This window comes from Eisenbergiella tayi, assembly GCF_001881565.1.
Lineage (GTDB): Bacteria > Bacillota > Clostridia > Lachnospirales > Lachnospiraceae > Eisenbergiella > Eisenbergiella tayi.
Genome location: NZ_MPDJ01000004.1, coordinates 1 through 24,001 on the forward strand (window position 1 = coordinate 1; position 24,001 = coordinate 24,001).

The 24,001-nt window shown below is 45.5% G+C and carries 25 protein-coding genes; 2 read left to right on the forward strand and 23 right to left on the reverse strand.

The window, feature by feature from the left end; all coding sequences use genetic code 11:
• Positions 1-110: 110 nt before the first annotated feature.
• The 5 genes from BLA28_RS14610 to yneA form a co-directional block, all read right to left on the reverse strand.
• Positions 111-659, reverse strand: a complete 549-nt coding sequence (locus BLA28_RS14610; RefSeq protein ID WP_069157983.1) for a sensor histidine kinase family protein — start codon at positions 657-659, stop codon at positions 111-113.
• On the reverse strand, positions 629-1,306 hold the full coding sequence (locus BLA28_RS14615) for a response regulator transcription factor (protein WP_009252737.1): 678 nt from the start codon (positions 1,304-1,306) through the stop codon (positions 629-631). Before BLA28_RS14615 ends, BLA28_RS14610 begins: the two co-directional genes overlap by 31 nt.
• 1 nt (position 1,307) lies before the next feature.
• Positions 1,308-4,166 (reverse strand): histidine kinase dimerization/phospho-acceptor domain-containing protein, encoded by a 2,859-nt coding sequence (locus tag BLA28_RS14620; RefSeq protein WP_069157984.1) that lies wholly within the window; start codon positions 4,164-4,166, stop codon positions 1,308-1,310.
• Positions 4,138-4,851, reverse strand: coding sequence for a response regulator transcription factor (locus BLA28_RS14625; RefSeq protein ID WP_044971799.1), 714 nt, complete (start codon positions 4,849-4,851; stop codon positions 4,138-4,140). Before BLA28_RS14625 ends, BLA28_RS14620 begins: the two co-directional genes overlap by 29 nt.
• Positions 4,852-5,191: 340 nt before the next feature.
• Positions 5,192-5,545 carry a cell division suppressor protein YneA gene (gene yneA / locus BLA28_RS14630; RefSeq protein ID WP_009252734.1) on the reverse strand — a complete coding sequence of 118 codons (354 nt, stop codon included), beginning with the start codon at positions 5,543-5,545 and terminating at the stop codon, positions 5,192-5,194.
• 194 nt (positions 5,546-5,739) lie between these two features.
• On the opposite strand from yneA, the gene lexA reads away from it, so the two are divergent.
• A complete protein-coding gene (lexA, locus tag BLA28_RS14635; RefSeq protein ID WP_009252733.1) occupies positions 5,740-6,360 on the forward strand; it encodes a transcriptional repressor LexA in 621 nt (206 codons plus the stop codon).
• Between the two features lie 129 nt (positions 6,361-6,489).
• Here lexA and BLA28_RS14640 read toward each other — a convergent pair whose 3' ends face one another.
• Positions 6,490-6,753 (reverse strand): hypothetical protein, encoded by a 264-nt coding sequence (locus tag BLA28_RS14640; RefSeq protein ID WP_081336689.1) that lies wholly within the window; start codon positions 6,751-6,753, stop codon positions 6,490-6,492.
• Positions 6,754-6,822: 69 nt separating this feature from the next.
• Positions 6,823-7,674, reverse strand: a complete 852-nt coding sequence (locus BLA28_RS14645) for a GNAT family N-acetyltransferase (RefSeq protein ID WP_069157985.1) — start codon at positions 7,672-7,674, stop codon at positions 6,823-6,825.
• Positions 7,675-7,792: 118 nt separating this feature from the next.
• Here BLA28_RS14645 and BLA28_RS14650 point away from each other — a divergent pair, with 118 nt between their 5' ends.
• Positions 7,793-8,635, forward strand: a complete 843-nt coding sequence (locus BLA28_RS14650; protein WP_069157986.1) for an AraC family transcriptional regulator — start codon at positions 7,793-7,795, stop codon at positions 8,633-8,635.
• Positions 8,636-8,713: 78 nt separating this feature from the next.
• Here BLA28_RS14650 and rsfS read toward each other — a convergent pair whose 3' ends face one another.
• The 16 genes from rsfS to BLA28_RS14730 all read right to left on the reverse strand — a co-directional run bounded on the left by rsfS (position 8,714) and on the right by BLA28_RS14730 (position 23,923).
• A complete protein-coding gene (gene rsfS / locus BLA28_RS14655; RefSeq protein ID WP_009252729.1) occupies positions 8,714-9,073 on the reverse strand; it encodes a ribosome silencing factor in 360 nt (119 codons plus the stop codon).
• Positions 9,070-9,687 (reverse strand): bis(5'-nucleosyl)-tetraphosphatase (symmetrical) YqeK, encoded by a 618-nt coding sequence (gene yqeK / locus BLA28_RS14660; protein ID WP_069157987.1) that lies wholly within the window; start codon positions 9,685-9,687, stop codon positions 9,070-9,072. The genes rsfS and yqeK overlap by 4 nt, the downstream gene beginning before the upstream one ends.
• Positions 9,680-10,342, reverse strand: coding sequence for a nicotinate-nucleotide adenylyltransferase (gene nadD / locus BLA28_RS14665; protein WP_069158606.1), 663 nt, complete (start codon positions 10,340-10,342; stop codon positions 9,680-9,682). Before nadD ends, yqeK begins: the two co-directional genes overlap by 8 nt.
• Positions 10,343-10,371: 29 nt before the next feature.
• Complete coding sequence (gene yhbY, locus BLA28_RS14670; RefSeq protein WP_009252726.1) at positions 10,372-10,662, reverse strand: ribosome assembly RNA-binding protein YhbY; 291 nt, start codon at positions 10,660-10,662, stop codon at positions 10,372-10,374.
• 23 nt (positions 10,663-10,685) lie between these two features.
• The gene (gene obgE, locus BLA28_RS14675) at positions 10,686-11,975 is read right to left on the reverse strand and encodes a GTPase ObgE (RefSeq protein WP_069157988.1); all 1,290 of its coding nucleotides are present in this window, start codon (positions 11,973-11,975) and stop codon (positions 10,686-10,688) included.
• A 93-nt stretch (positions 11,976-12,068) separates the two neighbouring features.
• Positions 12,069-12,353, reverse strand: coding sequence for a 50S ribosomal protein L27 (rpmA, locus tag BLA28_RS14680; RefSeq protein ID WP_009252724.1), 285 nt, complete (start codon positions 12,351-12,353; stop codon positions 12,069-12,071).
• A 5-nt stretch (positions 12,354-12,358) separates the two neighbouring features.
• Positions 12,359-12,688, reverse strand: coding sequence for a ribosomal-processing cysteine protease Prp (locus BLA28_RS14685; RefSeq protein ID WP_069157989.1), 330 nt, complete (start codon positions 12,686-12,688; stop codon positions 12,359-12,361).
• A gap of 9 nt (positions 12,689-12,697) precedes the next feature.
• Positions 12,698-13,003 (reverse strand): 50S ribosomal protein L21, encoded by a 306-nt coding sequence (rplU, locus tag BLA28_RS14690; protein ID WP_009252722.1) that lies wholly within the window; start codon positions 13,001-13,003, stop codon positions 12,698-12,700.
• A gap of 140 nt (positions 13,004-13,143) precedes the next feature.
• On the reverse strand, positions 13,144-16,797 hold the full coding sequence (gene uvrA / locus BLA28_RS14695) for an excinuclease ABC subunit UvrA (protein WP_071699252.1): 3,654 nt from the start codon (positions 16,795-16,797) through the stop codon (positions 13,144-13,146).
• 91 nt (positions 16,798-16,888) lie between these two features.
• Positions 16,889-17,719 (reverse strand): MerR family transcriptional regulator, encoded by an 831-nt coding sequence (locus BLA28_RS14700; protein WP_069157990.1) that lies wholly within the window; start codon positions 17,717-17,719, stop codon positions 16,889-16,891.
• A gap of 77 nt (positions 17,720-17,796) precedes the next feature.
• Positions 17,797-18,417 (reverse strand): hypothetical protein, encoded by a 621-nt coding sequence (locus BLA28_RS14705; protein ID WP_069157991.1) that lies wholly within the window; start codon positions 18,415-18,417, stop codon positions 17,797-17,799.
• Between the two features lie 143 nt (positions 18,418-18,560).
• Positions 18,561-19,382, reverse strand: coding sequence for an HAD family hydrolase (locus BLA28_RS14710; protein ID WP_069157992.1), 822 nt, complete (start codon positions 19,380-19,382; stop codon positions 18,561-18,563).
• Position 19,383: 1 nt separating this feature from the next.
• Positions 19,384-19,965 (reverse strand): NUDIX hydrolase, encoded by a 582-nt coding sequence (locus BLA28_RS14715; protein WP_069157993.1) that lies wholly within the window; start codon positions 19,963-19,965, stop codon positions 19,384-19,386.
• 15 nt (positions 19,966-19,980) lie between these two features.
• On the reverse strand, positions 19,981-21,234 hold the full coding sequence (locus tag BLA28_RS14720; RefSeq protein WP_242880612.1) for a ribonuclease E/G: 1,254 nt from the start codon (positions 21,232-21,234) through the stop codon (positions 19,981-19,983).
• On the reverse strand, positions 21,231-21,944 hold the full coding sequence (locus tag BLA28_RS14725) for a TIGR03936 family radical SAM-associated protein (RefSeq protein WP_069157994.1): 714 nt from the start codon (positions 21,942-21,944) through the stop codon (positions 21,231-21,233). Before BLA28_RS14725 ends, BLA28_RS14720 begins: the two co-directional genes overlap by 4 nt.
• Positions 21,941-23,923 (reverse strand): TIGR03960 family B12-binding radical SAM protein, encoded by a 1,983-nt coding sequence (locus BLA28_RS14730; protein WP_069157995.1) that lies wholly within the window; start codon positions 23,921-23,923, stop codon positions 21,941-21,943. The genes BLA28_RS14725 and BLA28_RS14730 overlap by 4 nt, the downstream gene beginning before the upstream one ends.
• Positions 23,924-24,001 lie beyond the last annotated feature (78 nt).

The following is a 24,001-nucleotide window of genomic DNA, read 5'->3' on the forward strand; positions in this document are numbered from 1 at the left end:
GAAGTTCATCGGCCAGGCAAAAAAAGCCATTTATTCCGCCATGGATATCAAGCGTGCCAATTCCTTTATTGAAGACATTCGGTTTGTACACCGTACCTTCGGCGGATTTATCAGCGGTAAGCTTCTGTTTTCAAAGAGGCAAGAGGATTTTTCAATTGATGGGAAATATCGGTTATGAGTTCCTTTGTCTTTCCTTCCTCCAGTTTCAGCCTTTCCTGTATAAGCCCATTTTTCGCTTCCTTTTCTTCTGTTAACAGAAGGAGGCTGCTGTAATCCTCTTCCATACACCGGCAGCGTTTTCGGCTCTGTATATCCGCATACAGAAACAGAAGGCCTGCGGCACAGGTAATGCCACAAAACAGGAAAAAATAACGGAGTATAAGGCGTGAGGTATCTCTGCTGCCTGTATCAAATCCATATTTTTCTTCCAAAGCCCGGCCTTTTTCATAGTAAATATCAGAGTAATAACGTTCCGGCTCATTCACCGCTCCTAGAAGTTCACTTTCCTGTTCAGGATAAATGGCGGCCATATAGCCTAAAAGCATATATTCCTTTTTCTGAAGCTCCCATCCCATAGAAAGGAATAAAATTATAAAAAGTACCAGTATAAAAAGAAGCCCGGCATAGCTCAGGCTTCTTTTACAGCTTCTTTTGTCCATATATATCCCATCCCCCTTACTGTCTGTATCTCTTCGGCAGCAATTTTGTTTCTAAGCCTGCTGATATTAACCGGTACGGTGTTATCATCCACAAACTGTCCGTCCTGGCCCCATACAGCCTCTAAAAGCTGCTCCTTTGTGAGTATCTGCCGGGGATTCTCCAGAAAAAAAGCCAGCAGCAGCCATTCCTTTTTTGTCAGGACAATCGGTTCGCTGTCCTTATATGCTTTCATTTCATGATAATCCAGGCAGATACCGCCGGATCGCAGCCGGTAGGAATCCTTTTTCTCAACCCTTCTCATCAGGGCGTTTACCTTGGAAAGCAGTATCATCAGACTGAAAGGCTTTGTAATATAATCGTCCGCTCCATAGTCGTAGCCGTTTACAATATCGACTTCCTGGTTCAGTGCGGTAAGGAAAATCAGATAGACATTGCTGGTTTTCCTTATTTCCCGGCAGAAAGAAATACCGTCACCGTCAGGAAGGGAAATATCACTGATAATCAGCGATATTTCCTTTTCCCGGAAAAGTTCTCTTGCCTGGGTGACAGTAAAGGCCTGAAATACCTCATAGCCTTCCCTTTGAAGCCTTAAGGCAATGCCTTTATTCAGATTTTCATCATCTTCCAATAATAATATGGTCTTCAAGCTATTCCTCTTTATTGTTCTTCCTGCGTTCCCTTTTCGGCCGCCTTTTCATAAACGTATTCTTTTGAGGCGGCTCCGGTCCCTGAGTGCTTCCGGAATTTAAAGGTACTCCGGAAGGTATGATCCTGTTGTCCTGAGGATATGGGGCATTTTGATTCTGCCAGTCCATATTGGGTACGTTTGGCTGGTAAGGATAATTGGGACGAACCGTATTATTTCCGGGATAGCCTCCATAGTTATTGCTATAAGGAGTACCAAAGCTCCGCCCCGTATTTCCCTGCTGCATGGGACGGGGGCTGTAATAATTGGGATTTCCGTAACCATTTCCCTGCGGACCGCCGTTCTGTGTTCCATAGCCGGGAGTGCCATAATAGCCGTTGTTTCCCGGGAAAAATCCGCTGCCCGGCTGCTGTGCGGTTCCGTTTTTGTCCCCGAACGTCATTGTAACGCCCTGCGCGGCAGCCTTTTCTTCGCCGGAAGCAGCACCGTCCGTATTTTTCTTTTTAAACCGCAGGATTACCTTAAACAGGTCTCCGTCGATATCAATTTTCATAGAACCGCCCTGCAGCTCTGCAAAGCTTTTGGCTATGGCCAAGCCAAGGCCGCTTCCTTCCGTATTACGGGCATCATCGCCTCTTACAAAACGTTCCGTAAGCTCTTCCGCAGCTACAGACAGTTCTGTTGCGGATATATTTTTAAGCTCGATTTGTACATAGTCTGCCTCATTCCTCAGAAGAATATAAACCCTGGTTCCCGAAAGAGCATATTTAACAATATTACTGTAGAGATTGTCAAATATCCGGTAGGTTTTCTGACTGTCCAAAGGAAGAATAATTTTTTCATCCGGAAGGCTGAATTTAAAATCAAGCCCTGCGGAGGAAATCCTGTCATCCTGCTCCAGATAAGCCTGACGCAGAAGGTTGCAGATATCCACATCCACGATTTGAAGCGTTACGGATTTACTGCTGGCTTTGCTGATTTCGAACAAATCTTCTATGAGCACTTTAAGACGATTGGCCTTACGCTGCAGAATATCCAGATACTCTTTTCTCTTCTCATCCGGAAGGGAAGGATCACGAAGCAGCTCAATATAGGTAATAATAGCAGTTAAAGGCGTTTTCAAGTCATGGGAAACATTGGTGATAAGCTCTGTTTTCATCCGCTGGCTCTTAACTTCTTCATTTACAGCACGTTTAAAGTCCGCCTGAATCTGCCACAGCTGGGACTTATAGCTTTCAAAGATACCGAAATTTTCTGAAAGCGCGGTATCCAGATTCCCCTGAGCAATAGAACTCGTAGCGTTCAGCAGCTTCCGGTATTTGGACTGGATATCCTTTACATATCTTTTCAATATAAAATATATGATGACTGAATAAATTATCAGGCCGAAAATTCCGGCGAACCAGAAGCAGCAGATTATCAGGAGAATGCCGAAGTTTACGGCAATGACCTTCAGTATGATCCTGTTTGCATCGGTACCGATATCATAAGTGACGAGATCCGTGTAAAAATCGTGTACCACTTCCCGTACTTTCCCGACGATACGCGTCCAATATCTACAGATCAGACTGTGTTTCTTCAGATAACCTCTTCCGAAGCCTGAAAGATTGGTTCCTATCAGGAAGGCAAGAAGAAAAACTATCAGTAACAGAAGAAACATTATGGTTTTATCCAGAGGGAGGAAACCGAGTTTCCCATCCAGCCCTATTCCCGCCCTGACATTGCGCAGGAACAGATCGTTCTGAAATTCATATACAAATTGAATCACCTGTGATGATGCCATAAACAGTAAGACGACTGCCGCTGCTGTAAACTCCAGCGGAATCCGGCCGATTTTATTGATAGCTTCCTCATTATGCAGAATCCGTTTCCGGCACAGAAAGAACCCGATAACGGCAGCAGCCAGAAGAAATAGTATATAAGCCGGAGCAATCCCTGCCTGATAATAGCTGTTTCTGCCTGCAAAATGAAGACTTTGGAAATTGCTCATATATTCATAATAATTATCCGGCTTCATGAGTTCCGTATACTGGGCCTGAGTCAGACCGTATATTACCCTCATATTGGAAGGTGCCATCAGGGTAAGATGGATGGAACCTGCCGCAAACATATCATTATATTCATCATAAACCGTGTAATCCGCCATGCGTCCGTTAGCTTCATAATTATAGGTATATCCGGATGGCACATCTTCCTGCAGCTTTAACGGAAAATCATGACCGGCATTCTGCACACGGCTTAAGAACTGCTTGGCATTGTCCCTGCACCTCACGTTGACATTGGATATGTTGCCGGCACTGTCATACTGCAGGCTCAGATAATAAAGATAATCTGATTTTTTATCAGAATCCGCCTGCTGCTCGCTCAGCGCATCAGGCAGACTGGTTCCGCTGTTTGAAAGGATTGTACCGCTGTTTAAATCCTCCACATAATAATCCATCATTTCGCCCAGAGAAGACAGCATGCCTTCAAACTGCATACACTGGCTGTTAATCGATTCTCTCTGGGTAGAAAGAAATGTCTGCATTGCCATATCCGTATACGAGTCGGAAAACGACTCCGATTCGTCATCCTCAGTGCGGTTGTAAGTATTCTGGATCTTCGTTTCCAGATAAAGATCGGAGTATTCGTATTGCTTCTGATCTGCTTTTTCCCGCAGATATTTATACTGAACCAGATTTACAGCAAATAAATCACTGATAAAATCCTGTTCGGTAAGAGGATCTATATAACTCTCTTCTGCCTTTTTCTGAAACAATGGAAAAAGAGACATGAAAAGAATACTGACGGCAGCACTGATAGCTATCGCCGGCAGTAAAAAGGAACTGTTTTTATTGTTTTTCCATTTTGTATCCAACACCCCACACCACCTTTAAATATTTAGGATTTTTCGGATCAATTTCGATTTTCTCCCTGATTTTACGAATGTGGACCATAATGGTATCTGTATTAATCGCTTTTTCATTCCAGATACGTTCATATATTTCGTCTGCACTGAATACCCGTCCCGGGTTTTTAATGAGAAGAAGCAGAATCTTGAATTCTATAGGAGTCAGTTTAACAGGGTTTCCATCCACGAAAACTTCTACTGTTTCTTCGTTAACCTCAATGCCTCCCAGACAGTGATAGGTATCATTTTCCGGCTCTGCCGCTTTAGTCACAGCATCCAGATATCTGCTGTAGCGGCGGAGATGGGAATTGACTCTGGCCAGAAGCTCCATGGTAGTAAAGGGTTTGGTCACATAATCGTCTGCACCCATATTCAGTCCCATGATTTTATCAACTTCCTCTGATTTGGCAGAAAGCATAATAACCGGGAAATCATAGCCTTTATCCCGGACCTTCATCATCATGGTAATGCCATCCATACGGGGCATCATGATATCAACTATGGCAAGATGAATCTCTTCCTGCATAATGACCTGTAAACCTTCTACTCCGTCCCCGGCCTGGAAAACCACATAGCCCTGGTTTCTCAAATATATTTCAATTCCTTCTCTGATATCCTTGTCATCTTCCACTACTAAAATACGGTTTGCTTCCAATTTAAAACATCCTCCCTCTGCTGTCATGTGTAATTTACGGCATCTCCGGCCGTATTCTTGTAGTATTATAACATACTTTCCTCTTTTTTTCCTATAAATAAAAACAAGGAACAGATCATTCAGCGTGTAATACAGCCCAAGGATTTCTTACTTAAAAACCCCTGAGGCTGCTGCAATCAGGTTTAAGAATAGAATATTCCTGAAAGCTAAAAATTGGGCACAGAAAAAACCAAAGAATTTCTTAAGAAACCCTTTGGTTTTCTGGAAATTAAGTGTGTGAAGTTTATAGAAAAGGAACATATGTTCCTTATTCCCGATTCAGTATGTATTATTCCTCTTATTATTTGAACTCTGCTGAATAATACGGAACAATAAGATAGTCACCCTCACAGATATTATCATCCAGTAAATGATTGGTTCTGACCACTTCTTTAATAAAGGATTCCTTTGATTTGAAATTCTCATCGGCATAGGCATCCGCAAGCGACCACAGGGTATCACCTGCTTCAATCCGGATGCTGGTATAATATTTGTAATAGACAGGCGTATCGGGGCCCTGTGCTTTGGAAATAAAACTGCCTCCTGCAATTGTAAGGAATATTGTTATGGAGGCGGAAATGATAAAAATGAGGATATGACGTTTCCGTTCCCGCTCTCTTCTGATTTTATTCAATCGGATTCTTTCTTCAAACATTTTCCGCCCTCCAGACATATTCGAACACACGTTCTTTATGCTTTTTATTATATCGAACATAGATTCGATTGTCAATAGTATCAGCGTAAAAACGGGACAAAAATCGAACAGTTATTCGGAATATATGTTTGCTTTTTAAAACTCCCTATGCTATACTTAAAAAAACACTATCGGGATTTTAAGGAGGATGAAATATGGCACAGGGCAAGATTACTGCAAAGCAGAAAGAAATCCTGGAATACATAAAGGTTCAAATATTGGAAAGGGGATATCCGCCTGCAGTAAGAGAAATCTGTGAGGCTGTTCACCTGAAGTCCACATCCTCTGTTCATTCCCACCTGGAGACATTGGAAAAGAACGGATATATCAGAAGAGATCCTACCAAGCCCCGGGCTATAGAAATCTGTGACGACAGTTTCCAGATGGTGAGAACAGAAATGATCAGCCTGCCCGTTGTCGGCAACGTCGCTGCAGGCCAGCCCATTCTTGCGGAAGAAAATATTGAGAGCTATTTTCCGATCCCGGCTGAATTCATACCGGGAGGCGATCCTTCTTTTATTCTTAAGGTTCGCGGTGATTCCATGATAAATGCAGGTATTAATAACGGCGACCAGATTTTTGTACAAAGCTGTTCCACAGCCAGGAACGGCGATATGGTAGTTGCGCTGATAGATGACTCCGCTACGGTAAAGACCTTCTATCGTGAAAAAGGCCACATCCGTCTCCAGCCTGAAAATGATAACATGGATCCCATCATCGTCAATGACTGTAAGATTTTAGGAAAAGTTTTCGGCGTATTCCGAATTTATCATTAATTTATAAGCGCGCAGGAACAAACAGCCTGCTGTGGACGAGGATAACCTCCCACAGCAGGCTGTTTTCAGATCTGTCAATATGTAAAAAGATAATCCGGACAGAGAAAGTGCCGCATCACGGCGGCACTCTCAGGAACGGAACATAAAAGAGATTTCACATTCATCTGCAATTTTGCGGCAGATGTTTACCGTATGATCCATGATAAAGCTGAACTTTCCTTCTTCCGCATCCACATCCAGTTCCTTCAGGTCTGCCGAAATTCTTGCGGAATGCATTCCTTCCAGACCATCCATTTCATGAAGGATTTTTTCCGCCTTTCCGGCATCCGATAAATGGGTAAGATGATAACTTCTCAGCATACAGGCAATTTCTTCCTTTCCGGGTTTTACCATAAGTATTCCCGGCTTCAGGAAGAATAAACCAATATCAAAAAGTTTTTCAGATAAAAAACGTCCGTTCATTTATACCGTATGCACACGATACCAGTAAGTATAAGCTTCTTCAAATCCCAGCCCCTGATAAAGCCTGACTGCCGGGCGGTTGGTAGCGGATACATGGAGGAATGCCTTTTGGGCTCCTTCCTTTTTTCCTTCTTCCATGATGGCACGGCAGATACGTGCTCCTATCCCATTCTGCCGGAAGCTGCTTTCCACACGGATATCATAAATACCGATTTTATTATCTTCCACCACACCAAGGCCGCAGCCCACAATTCTGCCGCAGTCTGCATTACTGCCATGGGATATTTCGTTTTCATATAAAGCCGCACAATACACAGGTTTACGGATTGCGTTAAGCATTGCCCTTGCGGTTTCCGGACATATATCTTTATCCATACCTTCCAAAGTAAGGAAGGCTTCCAGCCAGTTGTCATCTATTTCATGGCTGAGGCGAATTTCTGTTTTTGCCAAAATATTGTTTTCCTGAGCACCGTCTTCTCCCGTAGGACTGCCGGACGAGAGGACCTGCGCCTCTTCTGAAGAGAGGCTGTCTTCCGAAGTGAGACTGCATTCCATAATATATGTTTTGTCTTCCAGCTCGTACTGCCTCATTGCCAGCTGCTGATCCAATGCTGCCGGAACGTTAGGCGTCATCTTAAAAACACAGGGAAGGCCTTTTTCTCTGAATTTATTTTCACAATAATCAATTTTATCTTCATAAGCTCTTGTGGAAAGATAAAGTGGGCTTATACAATTCCCCTGATATCCTTCTCCTCCGGAGAAACGGAGAATCCAGCCATCATAAACTTCTGTATGCAAAACAGGAAATGCGTTAAGCGTAAGCTCTTCATAGCGCAGCGCGTTAAAATTCATACCACAGGCCTCCTCTACTAACTTATATTCTACATGGCATTTTTAATACAAAAAACAGAATTGGTGCTTTCAATCTTGCAAATTGTGCTTTATAATAAACAGAAATGGAGGATTGCATATGGAAAATTACGAAAAGACAGGATATCTGCAGAATGACTTCCGGATTTTTCATCTCAACGATATGAAAAAAATGGAATTTTCCTATCATTACCACGATTTTGATAAAATCGTCCTCTTCCTGAGCGGGGATGTAACCTATTCCATTGAGGGACGGAAATATGAATTAAAGCCCTATGATATTATTCTTGTCAATGCAGGAGAAATACATCGTCCTGTCATTCACAGCTGCCATCCCTATGAAAGGATTATCATCTATGTTTCTTCCGGATTTATGCAGGAATATAAAGATGAGAGCTATGATTTAAGCCGCTGCTTCCGGGAAGCGAAGGCAAAGCATGGAAACGTCCTGCGTATTGATAATATGGAAAAAAGCAGCCTTTTCGCCGTGTGCAGGGAACTGGAGCGCTCTTTCTCCGGAAAAGAATATGCCAATGAACTGTATCAGAAGGTTCTTTTCCTGGAATTCATGATCTGGCTGAACCGGGCCCTGATAAATAATCATGTGAATTATCTGGAAAATGAGGTGTCCAATGAGAAAATCACGGCTATTATTGATTATATTAATTCCCACATGCATGAAGAAGTGACGGTTGATGATCTGGCTGATCATTTTTTTATAAGCCGTTCTTATCTGATGCACCTTTTTAAGGCGGAAACCGGATACTCCATAGGCTCCTATATCAGCGAAAAGCGACTTCTGGCTGCCAAAACACAAATCCAAAACGGAAAGAGCGTGACAGAAGCCTGTTATGCCTGCGGTTTCAGGGACTATTCCACCTTTTCCAGAGCCTTCAAGAAAAAATTCGGGACTACGCCGAAACATTCCGATAATATTATATAGAAACGTATGCTGCCGGGCACATAATAAAAAACGCCATTTATGCTCTTGAAAGACACTTGAACATAAACAGCGTTTTTTTTATTTGAATTCTTCCAAATCCACTCTTTTTCCGTCTCTCCAAATCCTTTCCAGATCATAGAAAAGACGGTTTTCCCTGTCGAAAATATGGACAATGATATCACCATAATCCATGAGAATCCAGTTAGCGGTATCATATCCTTCTATCTGTTTTTTGGCATAGCCGGCACGTCCCAGCTTCTCTTCCACGTTATCGGTCAGCGCCTGGATCTGACTGCGGTTGCTTCCGCTGGCAATCAGAAAATAATCTGCCAGAACGGAAACCTCACTGATATCAATAATACTGATATCCTCCGCTTTTTTGTCCTCAAGAGCGGAAATTGCCAGTCTGGTCATTTCTTTGGATCGGTTATCTGTCATAGGATTTCTCCACCTTTCTGTTCGCATTGGAGCGCTTTATAGTAATCATAGGTCTGTTGAGTTGACATGTCTATTTCCATTTTCGACGCATGAAGATAATCCAGAGTATCCTTCAGTATACGGAACAGACAATCATCCAGGCTGATAAAGGCCAGCTGCCGGACTTCCGGAAGTCCCGATGCCTGTCGGCGTCCCGGTTCTATATAGTCGGCGATATATATGATTTTGTCAAGTGTACTCATATTGGGCCGCCCAGTTGTATGATAGGTGATCGCATCCAGAATTGCTTTATCATTGACGCCGTATTTCTCCCGGGCAAGAAAGCTGCCTACCTTAGCATGGAGAAGGAACGGATTTTTTTGTTCTGCGGCATTTATGGGAATTCCATTTTTTTTACAGATGCTGATTCTCTTCTCATTGGTGTAATTCTTGGCACAGTCATGGAGAAGTCCGGCGACCTGGGCCTGGTATACATCTTGTCCGTAACACATGGCAAGACTTGCAGCGGTATAAGCAACGCCCAGAGTATGCTCGTATCTTTTTTCCTCCAAAGCCTTGGCCATTGCCTTACGCAGCGTCATGATTTCCTGAGTCTGTTTCGTATCTTTATTCATGTCTGTTCTCCTGCTTTCCCGGACAGGCAGATTCCCGGTAAAGCTGATTTTCTTCGATATACTCCCTCAGCCTGTCATGGACCAGGTAACGTATGGAGCGGCCTTCCCTGACCCGCTGGCGGATATCAGAGGAAGAAATATCTATGTTTCCTATGGGCACCTGATGTATTCTTGCCTGAAAACGTTCTGCAAGCTGCCTCGATTTTGCTTCCAGTTCGCGAAGATCCCGCCCTTCTCTCACGGCAGCAAGAATCACAGCCTTTTGGAAAATGACATCAGGATCCTTCCAGTTCTCCATTTGAAAAAGACTGTCCGCACCCATAATGAAATAATAATCACAGTCCGGATTTTCCTGTTCCAGCTGTTCCAGGGTCTGACAGGTGTAGGTATAGCCGCCTCTGTCAATTTCCATGGAGGACAGGGAAAAATGAGGGTTGTCACTGATGGACAGGGCAGTCATATGAAGCCTGGTGGGACCGTCCAGAATCCCCCTGGGATCCTTCATATAAGAGCATCCGCTGGGAATAAAAAGGATTTCATCCAGCGAAAACATGGAATATGCATTTTCTGCAAGAAGCAGATGGCCCATGTGGACAGGATTGAAGGTCCCGCCCATAATTCCTACTTTTTTACGCCTGCCCATAACTGTATCCATGAAGAATCCCTCCGCCGCCGGCTTCCGCATCACTTGGGAAGTTCGATTTTTTTATGATCCTTGCTTTCTTTATAAAGAACTATTTTTTTGCCGATCACCTGTACCACCTGTGATTTCGTCCGCTCTGCAATCATCTGGGCCATTTCGCCCGGATCATCAAAGCAGTTTTTCAGCACTGCGATTTTAATCAGTTCCTTTGTGTTAAAGGCTTCGGAGATCGCTTCCGTGACTTCCGGCGTAAGGCTTCCCTTTCCAATCTGGAAAATGGGATCCAGGCTGCTGGCAAGGCTTTTGAGATAAGCTCTCTGTTTGCTTGTCATTCGTATTTCCTCCCGTATTCGGTTTATTTATAATAATCAAATTTAAGACCATACATGCGGACCGTATCGCCTTCCTGGATTCCCAGTTCCTCCAGCTGTTCAAGAATACCGGTATCCTTAAGGAAGCCCTGGAAGAAAGTAAAGCCTTTCTCAGACTCCAGGTTAGTATATCCCAGCATTTTTTCAATACGGGGGCCTTCCACAACATATTCATTTTCTTCTTCATTATATTCCACGGTAAAAGGTTCGTTGGAATAACTGTTGGAAAATTCAGGGAAGTATTCCTGTTCAAAAACTACCGGCTTGTCATCCGTCTTATCCAGAAGGCCGCTCACGTGATAGAGCAGCTCCTTCAGCCCTTCTCCGCTGACGGCTGAAATAGGGAAAACCCGTATGCCCTTCGGTTCAAATTCCGCCCGGAGCGCATCAATGGGGTTATTCTCCGTGTCGGTTATGGCATCGATCTTATTCGCGGCTATCACTGTGGGGCGGGAAGCGATTTCCATATTGTACTCTTCCAGCTCCTTGTTAATGGCATAGATATCCGCTACCGGATCCCGCCCTTCCGTACCTGCGGCATCAACCATATGGATGATTACCTTAGTACGTTCAATATGGCGCAGGAATTCATGGCCCAGCCCCACCCCTTCCGAAGCGCCTTCAATCAGGCCCGGGATATCAGCGATGACAAACCCCTTCGCATCGTCCAAATCCACCACTCCCAGATTGGGAATAAGGGTGGTGAAATGATAATTGGCGATTTTGGGGCGGGCATTGGTTACCCTGGAAAGAAGGGTGGACTTCCCTACGTTGGGAAAACCTACCAGTCCCACATCCGCGATCATTTTCAGTTCAAGAAGCAGTTCCAGCTCCCTGGCGGGCTGGCCCGGCTGGGCATATTTGGGCGCCTGCATGGTGCTTGTGGCATAATGCTGGTTTCCGTTTCCGCCCCGTCCGCCGGTAAGCAGTACGATCCGTTTGTTGTCACCGGACATATCGGCAATAACCTTACCGCTTTCCGCTTCCTTGATAACCGTTCCTTCCGGAACCTTAATCACAATATCTTCCCCGTCCTTGCCGCGGCAGTTGCGTTTCCCGCCTTCCTGTCCGTCCACAGCCTTATATTTACGGACATGCCTGAAATCGGTCAGGGTATTCAGACCTTCATCCACCTGGAAAATGACATCTCCGCCCCGTCCGCCGTCTCCGCCGTCAGGGCCGCCGTTAGGTACATATTTTTCTCTGCGGAAGGAAACATGACCGTCCCCGCCCTTACCGCTTCTGACATAAATTCTTGCTCTGTCTGCAAACATATAAAGTCCTTTCAATCCGCAATGAATGCGGCTATAAATTTATAATGGAAAGGGCTTCAAACAAAAAATGTTTGAAGCCCGGCAGATACGTACTTATTTTTCTACAGGATAAACGGAAGCCTGCTTTTTGTCTCTTCCTTTTCTTTCGAATCTCAGTACACCGTCTACTAATGCGAATAAAGTATCATCGCCGCCGCGTCCTACATTAATGCCGGGATGAATCTTTGTTCCACGCTGTCTGTAAAGGATGTTTCCAGCTTTTACAAACTGTCCGTCAGCTCTCTTGGCGCCTAATCTCTTGGACTCGGAATCTCTGCCGTTCTTTGTGGAACCAACTCCCTTTTTATGAGCAAAAAACTGAAGGTTCATTTTTAACATTGTATCTACACCTCCTCGAATTGAAGTTTCAGGTATTTACTACCGTATTGTTCTTTCACTTCCCGTAAGCCAAGCAGCAGGGAATCCATAAGGAGTGTGGTCTTCTCATTAACAGGATTGGCAAATCTGACATCAATTAAACCCTCCTCTTCATTGGTAATTACAGACATCTTCTCCCCGGCAAACTGCTCAATGGAATTGATGGCATTAATTACAAGGACGGAAATGGATGCACAGACAATATCATTGCCTGCCTGAGCAAAACCGCTGTGGCCGATACAGGTAAAACCCGTATAAGCACCTGTGCTTGTCTTCCTGACTAATATCTTCGTCATACTTTCTGATTAAGCGTTGATCTTTTCAATCTTAACCTGTGTGTAAGGCTGTCTGTGACCATTTTTCTTATGATAACCGGATTTTCTCTTATACTTGTAAACGATGACTTTCTTTCTCTTGCCTTCGCCTACTACAGTAGCGGAAACGGTAGCGGAAGCAACATCTGCGCCTGCTTTAAGGCCATTGTCACTCACTGCGATTACCTGGTCAAATGTAACAGTATCTCCTTCTGCTGCGTTCAGTTTTTCAACCTTAAGAACATCGCCTTCGGAAACTTTATACTGCTTTCCACCTGTTGCAATAATTGCGTACATAGGGCACCTCCTATTTCAAAAACTCGCTAACTGTGGTGATGTCCCAAAGGACATACTTTTACCTCGTTATGCGGCATACTCATATATAATAGCATCGGTGAGGACAGGTGTCAACCAGAAAAACAATAATTTTCCATCTTTTAATAGGCTTTTATGATGCGGCCGGTATGGCTGGCTGAACACTTCTTCAGATCCGAAACCGTTCCCTGTACCACCAGCCTGCCGCCCCTGTCTCCGCCCTCCGGCCCCAGATCTATCACCCAGTCCGCGTTGCGGATCATATCCGGATTATGCTCCACGACTATTACCGTGTTTCCGTTGGAAATAATTTTATCCAACAGAATAAGAAGATTTCTGATATCACTGAAATGCAGCCCTGCCGTGGGCTCATCCAAAAGATACAGTATATTTCCGCCGGAATTCTGCTGCAGCTGCGCGGCGAGCTTAATCCGCTGTGCTTCTCCTCCGGAAAGAGTGAGCGAGCTTTGCCCAAGAGTGAGATAACCCAGGCCGATTTCATTTAAAAGCTGCAGAGTCTCACTGAGTTTTTTATTATCATCAAAAAAGACAGCCGCTTCACGGATACTCATATCCAGTACCTGCGCAATATTTTTCCCTTTATAATGAACCTGAAGAGTATTTTCATTGAATTTCCGGCCTTTGCATAAATGGCATTGCGTTTTTGCCGAAAGCATAAAGGCGGCATCGAGAGTTTTGTAACCCTGTCCCCGGCAGACAGGACACTGTCCGTCTTTGCTGTTATAGCTGAATCTGCCCGGGGAATAGCCCATGCGCAAGGCTGTCGGCGTCCTGGAAAAAAGGATTCGTATTTCGTCCATTAGTCCTGTGTAGGTGGCCGGTGTGGATTGAGAAGAACGGCCAATAGGTTTTTGGGTGATGTGCACTATACGGCAGATATCCTCTGCTCCTGTTATTGTATCATACTTTTTATTCGCTGCTGCTTTTTTTTCGGCACAGGCCCGGACAGCGGGAAGGATTCCGTAATTTACCAGGGTGCTTTTTCCGGATCCGCTGACACCGGTGATACAGGTCATGGCATTTACCGGAAACTGAATGCTGATATTTTTAAGGTTATTTCCGTGAATTCCGGTAATGGCAATCATTCTGCTGTTTCCGGCTTCTGCAGGGTGCTCCCGCTTAATCTCTTTTCTTCCGGACAGATACAGGCCGGTTTCACTGTCTTTGTTTTCTGCTATTTCCGATGGAGTCCCCTGAGCAATTACATATCCCCCTGTCTGGCCAGCCTCCTTTCCGATATCAATCACATTGTCTGCAGCCCTGATAACGGCGGGGGAATGCTCCACTATGAGGACCGTGTTATGCAGGTTCTTCAGTTTATTTATGATCTGCATCAGCTTGTCATAATCTTTGGGATGCAGTCCCGCCGTAGGTTCATCCAGAATATAAAGAATGTTGGACAGCCCGCTCCCAAGCTGCCCCACCAGCTGCAGCCGCTGCCATTCGCCGCCGGAAAGAGTCGGAACCGGCCGATCAAGCGACAGATAACCAAGCCCAATACGAATATAATCGGATAATTTCATATATATTTCCTGTAAAACAGGCTGCACAGAAGCCGCTTGTGCGGGATTCAGAACCTCCGGAAGACCGGAAATCCATTGCAGCAGTTCTTCTATATTCATGCGGATTGCTTCTGGGAAACGTACATCTGCGACGGTAACCAGACGGCTTTCCAGCTTCAGCCTTTCTCCCTTGCAGCAATCACAGGGCTTTTCATGAAGAAACGGTTCCAACATGGCATTTTGTTTTTCTGTCCCTCCCGACTGCAGAAGCCTTTTGAGAATGTTATATGCGCCTTCTGCCGGACGGGTAATAGTTCCGGCACGGCCATTTTTATTTTTATAGGAAAAAGATACTTCTCTTCCTGCACTCCCATAGATCGCCTGTGTCCGGAAGTCTTCCGGCAGCTCCTTCCATGCTCTTTCCAAATTGATTCCCATATCATCTGCCAGGGCAAGAATCTCTCCCCGCATCCAGTTTGCGTTGGGCGATGTTTTAAATCTGCGCAGACTTCCCCAGAAGGGAGAAGCCCCGTCCAACAGGGATTTATCCGGATCACTCACAATTAATCCGGGATCAATATCCATAATACGTCCAAGTCCGCTGCATACCGGACACATGCTTTCCGGATTATTGAAGCTGAAATCGGTCGCAGTCAGTTCGAATAGAACATAATCACAGTGACAGCATATCTCGGTGGTCTGGAGCAGGAAAGGTTCTTCACCGTCCAGCTGCACTTCAATAGCTCCTTTCCCTGTTTCCAAAGCCTTCCTGACGGCGGTATCAAAGGTACGAAGATATTCCTCATAACCAGTATCCATCGTATCGGCAGAAAGGAATGTCCTGACTTTTTTTTCGTCATGAAAAGGCCTTATTTTCATGACTGTGCCGTCCTTACAGTTTTTCAGAGATTCCACGATTTCTCCAGCATTCATTTTTTTAATAACCCGGCCGCATTCCGGGCAATGCCGTACGCCTATATTTGCAAATAAAGTGCGCAGCAGAGTATAAAGATCTGTAGCGGTTCCCACCGTAGAACGGGGATTCCGGTTTATCCGGTTCTGAGAGATGGCTATGGCAGGCGGCAAACCGGATATTTGATCGAAATCAGGCTTTTCCGGAAGGGATAACTGAGAACGTTCCGCAAGAGACATATTTGCGAGGAATCTCTGCTGGCTTTCCGCATAAATGGTATCAAAAGCCAGGCTTGATTTCCCGCTGCCGCTGACACCCGTAACTACGGTGACCTTTCCATAAGGAATCATCACATCAATATTTTTCAGATTATTCTGTCTCGCACCTTTCACAACGATTCCCTGGTCGGATAAAAGCGGCATGTCCTGCAAGGATGCAAAGAAAGAAGCAATACGAGAACCGCTTTCCGGCATCGCTTTTCTATATCTGAACAGAAGCTCTGCGGGGTTTTTCTGCAGCAAAGGCTCCTGTGCCGCTGAAAAACCCCGGTCATCCAGCCATTGAGGCCAATGTTCCAGCCACTGGGGCAGACGGTACCGGGGAATAAAATCTCTTTCCGGCAGGTAGGGGCAAATACCTAAAAGAGGAGTACTGTCATAGCAATCCAGAAGGGATACCTGTATCCGGTTTGTTCTTTTATCTATATTTATTATTCTTGCTGTTGTCATGGCAATAGGATTAGGTCTGACAGGAGAACGAGAAGCAAAGACACCTGTTTTCGGAGCATTTTCATAAGGCGGGTCACATTCCAGAGTATTTCGGAAGCATTCTTTTTCAAATTTATGAAACCACCATATGACACGGATATGGGAAAAGCCCCGGAGAGCGTCGCTCCAGGTTTCAAAATTTTCCGGTATTTCGAGGAAACAGCTGCTCTGCTGTTTCCGTATCGTTCCCAGCCGGGTTAAGCTATCCTTGCATAAGGATGGAAAACTTTGGAATGGCCGGGAAGGGGCCATGGCATTCTTAACCCGATCCTCATTGGGAAAATAAGGTTTAATATCATAAAGAAGATTTCGTGTTACCTCCATTCCGCTTAAGCTTCCAATTATCAGCTTCCCTTCCTTTTCCCGGACTTCTTCAAGTTTGACGACTCTTTGTGAAAGATTCGTATTTAATATATTAGGCTGTGTTTCACTCCTGTATAAAAGGATGATGTGGCTGAACAGCGAGATATATTTCAGGCCTTTGCATAAGTTTCCGTTTACTTCCGCAGTTATTCTGCCATTCTCTTCATAAATAAGGCCTATTGGTGTGATCTTAAATAAATTTCCTGTCATAGCAGTCTTCTCCTTTTCGTATCAGGGCATCTGATTTGAGGATAAACCCTGACAGTGTGTCAGGGTCAAGAAAAAACGGCTGATTTTTTTATCAGCCGTTTCGCAGTTTAACCGGTATTTGAATTTCTGTGAGATAATCCTCTTCCTTTTCTTCATTCTCGGGATCCCGATGGCATATCTGCCTGCTTGCCCCATACCACTGATACTGAGGATTCTCCTCAAGCCAGCCGAGAAAGGCCTGATAGGCCTTGTCAAGATTTACATAACTTCCCCGGACCATCATACAAGCCATGGTTTCGGCACCGTCCACTATCCTGTACCGGAAAGGGCCTGAAGCCGTTCGTTCTTCTTTAACCAAAAGGCAGACCTCCGCGTCCACCCCGGAATCACTCTCTTTGTTCTCATGAAAAATAGTAATATTATTATCATTCTGCCTGGATATTTCTATATGATTCTCTTTTATAAAACAATATAACTCATTCCAAAGTTCCTTTTCACAGGAATAATCAGGTATCCTCTTCCTGTAAGAGATCACATGCCGGGAAGGTACTTCGCGGATGATAATCCTGTAATGCAGATCCAACTGCTTTTTATTGATGCTTTCTATTGCCGAACGTAAATTCTGAATCTGCTGCTGTTCTTTTATAATATGATTTTGTTTTTCCTGTATTTTCCGGTTGAGTTCTTCCCTTAATGTTTCATCCGACCAATATCTGAGAGCCTTCCTGATTTCGGCTATCTGGAAATTCATATCCCGCAGCATAACGATTTTCTGCAGGGCGGCAACCTGGGAAACCGAATAAAGACGATACCCGGTAAATTTATCTGTCTGAACAGGCTTCAGCAGTCCGATATCATCATAATAATGAAGCATGCGCACAGATACTCTTGTCAGCCTGGAAAATTCTCCTATTTTAAGCATAAGGCACCTCCTGATCCTGACTCCATTATATATTCCATATTTTTATACTTCAAGCAAAAAGGAGGCCGTGCTCTGTATTAATTAAAATGATAAATGGTTACCGTATCTGCGATGAAAATATTCCCTTCCCACATGCCTGTCATATATGTACTGCGGGATACTTCCAAATCAGCTTTTGTTCCCGGAGTGCTGGATGAGGTAATCCCTCCGTCTGAGGAAGAGGTGACGGTAAAGACAGTCCGCTCTGTAAAGCTGACGTCCACCAAGGTATTTTTTTCCTTGGAAGAATAGGCAATCATTCCTCCGTCCTCCTGTTGTTCATTAAATATCTGGTATACCGTAAAGCCATAGCTGCCTACGGATTGGATGGATCCGTTGAGTTCCTGAGTCCCGGAAGCAGCCGGTATATTTGTCTCTTTTTGTGGAGGATTTTCAGATTCCTGAATCATTTCTTCGGACGGCTCCGTCTCTGAAGCCTCCGTTGTTCCCGGTTCTTTTCCGGTTTCCGGGCTTCCCGCCTGACTGCTTTCCTGATCTGCCGGCAATGTTTCTTCAGGAATCCTTACAAACATATCCTGTGAATTCCCGCAGCCTCCCAGACATGCGGCTGCAAGAAGCAAAATCCCCAAAAGTACGGCAGTCAGGTTTTTCCGGCTCCCCCATATGCCTGCATTTCTTACGTACCTGCCAATTTCCATTTTTCCATTCCTTTCTCTTCCGTTTTCATTTACGGTGAAAAAGTCTGCTGCCCTTCAGCATTTTTCACGCTCATAAAAAGGATAGCAGACTTTTCTCTAAGATGACTCTAAAGAAAGGATTCTATTAAATAGTTGTATAGTTCTTAAAGGCGTACATGCTCAAGGAGCCACTTCGCCACGCCATCCTCATCGCACACAGGTATCAGGCCCGCAGCATGCTCTTTCAGCGCAGGGGCGGCATTTTCCACGGCATAGCATTCATCGGAGATGCGGAACATGGAAATATCATTCAGGGAATCTCCAAAGGAAACAATGCGGTCACATTCCCACAGTTCCTTCAGTCTGTTTATGGCATTTGCCTTGGTGGCCTTTTTGGGCATGACCTCACACCAGTACTCCGTCTCATACAATTCCTGCTGAAGGGTACAGGTAAAAAGGCCGCTTGCTGCAATTCTTTCATAAAAAGGCTGAAGAGCTTCTTTTTCACCGATACAGGTAAAATAAAAAATATCGCCTGCGTACAGTCTTTTTTCATCCGGCACAGGATTAAGCCTCGGATCACCCTTTCTTTTTCTCAGATAATTAAAACAGCCTTCATTTTCCGTCCCTGACATCCAGCTGAGCCTTTCGATTCCTTCCTGGAAAGAATATACAAACGGATACAGCCGGAAGCTCTGCAGAAGGGATATGATAAAGGCGCTCTCCTCAGGAGTGAAAAACAGGGAATACAGGGGAATCCCCGTCTCTGCATTATAAATAAAAGCGCCGTTATAGGCGATCACCGGAATCCGGGCGGAAAGTCCCTTGGTTACCACGGAAGCGGAAACCAGAGAACGGGCCGTCGCATAAGTAAAAAGCATCCCTTTGTCAACCAGTCCGTTCACCGTATTTATGGTAAACGGGCTTACCGTATCGTCGGTACGAAGAAGGGTTCCGTCTAAATCAGTAACATACAATGTTTTCATTTTACATTTCCTCTTTATGCAGTCCGGGCAAAGAAAATCCGTTCGCAAAGAAATAGGCCAACGTCTGGGAACGGGAACTGAATTCTTCTGTTTTCAGCATTTCCCTGATTTCCTCTCTGGAATAAAATCCGGCTTTGATCTCCTCATTTTCTGAGGTATGGTCGGAAAAACTGCCCTCCGTCTGTACGATCACAAGATAGGTGCTGGTATCGGAAAAACCTACTGCCGAATAGGAAGGCGGCAGAATATCCAGGAAGCGGGAAACGGAAAGGCCGGTTTCCTCATACAGTTCCCGCCTTGCACACTCCTCCACGCTTTCCCCGTCCTGGATCATTCCGGCGCAAAGATTATAAATGGATTTGTTGATGCTCATCCTGAATTCCTTAAGAAGAAGCAGCCTGTCATCCTGAAAAGCCACTATAGTCACACCGTTCACCTGACGCCCGATATCCCCGGCGCAGGAAAGACGGCTGCGGCTTACCAGTTCGAACACCTTCTCCCTGCCTCCTTTGTTCAGGTAGGTCAGTTCATAATTATTCAGATATGAACCTTCATGTATTTTTTTCATACGAAGCAGACGCATGCTGTCACTCTCCTGTCAGTCTGTTTCATTAAGCTGTTCCCGCAGAGGCCTGCGGATTTTTTTCCTTGTTATTTCCACAAGGCCCAGGGGCGTCATATCAACCACGACCGCTTTCACGGGATCCTGTCTGAGTTCCCGGGAAAGGGCCTGAAGAAGTTCCTGTTTATCGGCGCTGTCTTCCATATTGATAAAATCCACAATAATAATTCCGGAAAGGTTCCGCAGCCGCAGCTGTCTGGCGATTTCTGCGGCAGCCTCCAGATTAATCAGACGGAAGGTATCCCTGATAGCCTTTTTACCGCTGTATTTGCCCGAATTCACATCGATAACCGTAAGGGCCTCCGTGGGTTCAATAACAAGATAACCGCCGGATTTGAGCCACACACGCGTCTCTGTAGCCTCCCTCAGCTTAGCTGATAATCCGTACAGATTCATCAGCGTAACACTCGGATCCTGATAAAGCTTCAGCTTATGCAGTTCTCCGGGACACTGCTGTTCCAGAAAAAGCCTGGCCTCCTCATATAAATCCGGGGAATCGGTTACGATAGCATCATACTGATCATGGTATGTATCCCGGATTTCGGTCAGATAAGCGCTCGCCGGACGGTACAGACAGCTGTAGCAGGTACGGGTTCCGGCTACGGAAAGGATCTGCCCGGCAAGGGAATCCAGCCGCAGAATATCCTGTACCAGAGGCTCGCCTTCTGTCAGCTCCGATGCATTGGTACGGATAATCAGCGAAGACCTTTCCAGAACATTTCTTATTTCTTCCCGTTCCAGGAAAACCTTCAGTATCTTACGACAGGAATTATCCAGCTTGCCTGAAAAAATCAGCCTGCCCGGACTGCCTGTGGGGAGAAGGACCGCATACCTTCCGGAAAAGGAAAGCTCCGTGGTAACTACCGGATCCTTTGTTTTTACCGCTTCCTTTTCCACCTGTACCAGAACCTCATCTCCTGCGAGCAGCCTCCCGTCATAGGGACGGTTCAGCAGCCGGGGCTCATTGCGGTTATCAAGGGAAAGGAAAGCCCGCTGCCCTTTGGTGAGCTCAAGAAAAGCAGCATTGATATTTTTTACTACATTATTAACTTTTCCCACATAGATGCTTCCCAGCAAACAGGAAACATTTCCGGAAGTTCCCTCCGCTTCCTCTGCGGGGCCAGCCGCCGGAAGCGGATAGGCATTGGCTTCCATGAGCCTTCCCTCACATAAAAGGAGGGATAAAATATGCCTTTCCTGTTTCAGGAAGATAAGCTTTGCATCTTTCAAAAGTCCTCACCCACTTCTTCCAGAGATACAAAAACCGGCTGTTCCTGTGTGCCGGTATTGGTATAGATTTCCGTACGTGTCAGCTGAATTCCCAATAAAGGAGGCTCCTGCTGCATCCCGGCAAATTTCCACAATGCGCCTAAAAGCAGGGCCGGTTTGATATTGCCTCCGCTGCTGGCATCCACGGTAAATGCAAGAATACCTTCCGGCGTCACCTTACATTCATAGATCCCGGGACGGATATCCATCTGGGATGTCCCTTTCTTGGTTTCCTTTGTTACTATAATACTATCCTGAGCCAGAAAATCATTCATAAAACCTTCCAGAAAATGAAAATCGGAGGCAGAATCCTTGAAATGGGCAGTATATCCGGCTGCCGCCACACTGGCCATTGCATTGCCTGCCGTTTCAGGCAGGGCTTTCACGCTGATCACTTCTATCCCCGGGACACAGGCCTCATTCAGACGCCTGCATATCTCGTCTGATTTACCTTCTGCTGAACGCAGTTCTATGTCCATATACTCCCCATAGCTGCACATCCCCACCCCGAGCGGCGATGCAAAGCTCATTATCTGGTGAGGGCTGAAGCCTGTGGAATAGGCGACATCTATTCCCGCTCTGCGCAGCGCCTTCTGGAAAAAACGCATGACATCAAGATGGCCTATAAAACGCATATTATCATATTTGGCAAATTTCACGCGTACCTTCATGCCTGCACACCTCCTTCCGTACCAGCCGCATATTCCGCCGGGCCGTCACCCGCATGCAGATGCGCATATTCCGTAAGAGTCTGAGCCGCACCATCCTCAATTTCACCTGCATCATTCCTTTTTTCAAAACAAATCCCTCCGCCGAAACGGGCCGCGCCGCATCCCTGGCACTGCCTTTTACAGTTTGGCGTTACTATGCCTTCCTGGGCGCGTAGCCATTCTCTCTTTAAGAATTCTTTGGAAACGCCGCAGTCAAGGAAATCCCAGGGGAAGATCTCGTCCAGCCCTCTTTCCCTGGTGGTGTAAAAATCAATATCCAGGCCGCATTCGGCAAAGGTTTCCAGCCATACATCATTCTTAAAGAATTCACTCCAGGAATCGTAAAGACAGCCTTTTTCATAGGCCTTGCGTACGACTTCTCCGATCCTCCGGTCACCTCTGGCAAATACGCCTTCAAGCATACTCACATCTGCTTCATGCCAGTTATATTTAATCCGTTTCTGGTTCAATTGTTCTCTCACCGCCGTTTTAGTCAGACGGGCCTTATCCAGGAATTCATCCTTTGTGTTCATTTTTGCCCACTGGAATGGGGTAAAAGGCTTAGGGATAAAGAAAGAGGTACTGGCCACTATCTGTACCTGTCCCGTCCTCTTTTCTTTGGGGACTGTCTCAAAGAAAAGGGCTGCAATCTTATTGGAAAGCTCGGCTATGCCCCTGATATCCTCTTCCGTTTCCGTAGGAAGACCCAGCATAAAGTACAGCTTTACCCTGGTCCACCCTCCTTCAAAGGCCATAGCGGCGCCTTTCAGTATAACCTCTTCCGTCAATCCCTTGTTAATCACATCACGCAGCCTCTGACTGCCTGCTTCCGGAGCAAAAGTAAGACTGCTCTTCTTCACATCCTGTACCTTGCTCATGATATCCAGAGAAAAGGCATCAATGCGCAGAGAAGGCAGAGAAATATTCACCATACGTTCCCGTCCGGTTTCCATGAGGAAGGTTACAAGCTCCTCCAATTTGGAATAATCGCTGGAGCTTAAGGAACTCAGGGAAATTTCATCCTGTCCCGTACTATCCAGCATATCCACCGCACACTGCTTCAGCATATCCACATCCCGCTCTCTTACCGGACGGTAAAGCTGACCCGCCTGGCAGAAACGGCAGCCCCGGATACATCCTCTCTGTATCTCCAGAGTCACTCTGTCCTGGGTGATTTTGATAAAGGGAACCAAAGGCTTTCTCGGATAATAGGTTTCCGTCAGATCCATCTGGATCTGCTTCAGAATAGTTCGGGGTACTCCTTCCACCGTTGGTTCAAAGGATGCAATGGTGCCATCCTCTTTATAAGAAACTTCGTAAAGGGAAGGCACATACATTCCCGGCAGGCCGGCGGCCTGTATCAGGAATTCCCGGCGGCTGATCCCGTTTTTTTTGTATTCTTTATACATGTCCAGAAGATTCCGGTAAACGGTTTCCCCCTCGCCGATATAGAAAATATCAAAGAATTCGGCAATTGGCTCCGGATTATAAGTACAGGGGCCTCCGCCGATTACAATGGGATGAGATTCATCCCTGTCCTGTGCCAGCAAAGGAATGCCTGACAAATCCAGGATTTGGAGAATGTTTGTATAACACATTTCATACTGAATGGTGATGCCGAGGAAATCAAAATCCTTTATCGGATCCTGGGATTCCAGGGCAAAAAGAGGGATGCCCTTCTCTCTCATGATCTTATCCAAATCTACCCATGGGGAATAAACACGTTCACACCAGGTATCTTCCCAGCTGTTAAACATATCATATAGGATTTGAATGCCGAGATGGGACATCCCGATTTCGTATACGTCCGGAAAGCACATCGCAAAACGGATGTCTACCTCTTCCGGTGCCTTCATTACTGCGTTTACCTCTCCGCCGATATAGCGGGCAGGCTGTTGAATACTTAATAATATTTCATCATTTAATGCTAGTTTTCTCATGGTTTTTCCTTATTTATTGTGCTGAATTCAGCATATTATTATTTATAGTAAAGGCCAATATGAATCGAAAGGAGCCTG

What these genes read in the sequence shown, in the direction of transcription:
- BLA28_RS14710 (WP_069157992.1), bottom strand. Translation starts at nt 19,382, where the DNA reads ATGAAAACATTGTATGTTACTGATTTAGACGGAACCCTTCTTCGTACC.
- BLA28_RS14730 (WP_069157995.1), bottom strand. Translation starts at nt 23,923, where the DNA reads ATGAGAAAACTAGCATTAAATGATGAAATATTATTAAGTATTCAACAG.
- BLA28_RS14640 (WP_081336689.1), bottom strand. Translation starts at nt 6,753, where the DNA reads ATGGTAAAACCCGGAAAGGAAGAAATTGCCTGTATGCTGAGAAGTTAT.
- BLA28_RS14650 (WP_069157986.1), top strand. Translation starts at nt 7,793, where the DNA reads ATGGAAAATTACGAAAAGACAGGATATCTGCAGAATGACTTCCGGATT.
- BLA28_RS14705 (WP_069157991.1), bottom strand. Translation starts at nt 18,417, where the DNA reads ATGGAAATTGGCAGGTACGTAAGAAATGCAGGCATATGGGGGAGCCGG.
- yqeK (WP_069157987.1), bottom strand. Translation starts at nt 9,687, where the DNA reads ATGAATAAAGATACGAAACAGACTCAGGAAATCATGACGCTGCGTAAG.
- BLA28_RS14725 (WP_069157994.1), bottom strand. Translation starts at nt 21,944, where the DNA reads ATGAAGGTACGCGTGAAATTTGCCAAATATGATAATATGCGTTTTATA.
- BLA28_RS14610 (WP_069157983.1), bottom strand. Translation starts at nt 659, where the DNA reads ATGGACAAAAGAAGCTGTAAAAGAAGCCTGAGCTATGCCGGGCTTCTT.
- rplU (WP_009252722.1), bottom strand. Translation starts at nt 13,003, where the DNA reads ATGTACGCAATTATTGCAACAGGTGGAAAGCAGTATAAAGTTTCCGAA.
- obgE (WP_069157988.1), bottom strand. Translation starts at nt 11,975, where the DNA reads ATGTTTGCAGACAGAGCAAGAATTTATGTCAGAAGCGGTAAGGGCGGG.
- rpmA (WP_009252724.1), bottom strand. Translation starts at nt 12,353, where the DNA reads ATGTTAAAAATGAACCTTCAGTTTTTTGCTCATAAAAAGGGAGTTGGT.
- yhbY (WP_009252726.1), bottom strand. Translation starts at nt 10,662, where the DNA reads ATGACAAGCAAACAGAGAGCTTATCTCAAAAGCCTTGCCAGCAGCCTG.
- BLA28_RS14645 (WP_069157985.1), bottom strand. Translation starts at nt 7,674, where the DNA reads ATGAATTTTAACGCGCTGCGCTATGAAGAGCTTACGCTTAACGCATTT.
- BLA28_RS14685 (WP_069157989.1), bottom strand. Translation starts at nt 12,688, where the DNA reads ATGACGAAGATATTAGTCAGGAAGACAAGCACAGGTGCTTATACGGGT.
- yneA (WP_009252734.1), bottom strand. Translation starts at nt 5,545, where the DNA reads ATGTTTGAAGAAAGAATCCGATTGAATAAAATCAGAAGAGAGCGGGAA.
- BLA28_RS14715 (WP_069157993.1), bottom strand. Translation starts at nt 19,965, where the DNA reads ATGCGTCTGCTTCGTATGAAAAAAATACATGAAGGTTCATATCTGAAT.
- BLA28_RS14700 (WP_069157990.1), bottom strand. Translation starts at nt 17,719, where the DNA reads ATGCTTAAAATAGGAGAATTTTCCAGGCTGACAAGAGTATCTGTGCGC.
- lexA (WP_009252733.1), top strand. Translation starts at nt 5,740, where the DNA reads ATGGCACAGGGCAAGATTACTGCAAAGCAGAAAGAAATCCTGGAATAC.
- nadD (WP_069158606.1), bottom strand. Translation starts at nt 10,342, where the DNA reads ATGGATACAGTTATGGGCAGGCGTAAAAAAGTAGGAATTATGGGCGGG.
- uvrA (WP_071699252.1), bottom strand. Translation starts at nt 16,797, where the DNA reads ATGACAGGAAATTTATTTAAGATCACACCAATAGGCCTTATTTATGAA.
- rsfS (WP_009252729.1), bottom strand. Translation starts at nt 9,073, where the DNA reads ATGACAGATAACCGATCCAAAGAAATGACCAGACTGGCAATTTCCGCT.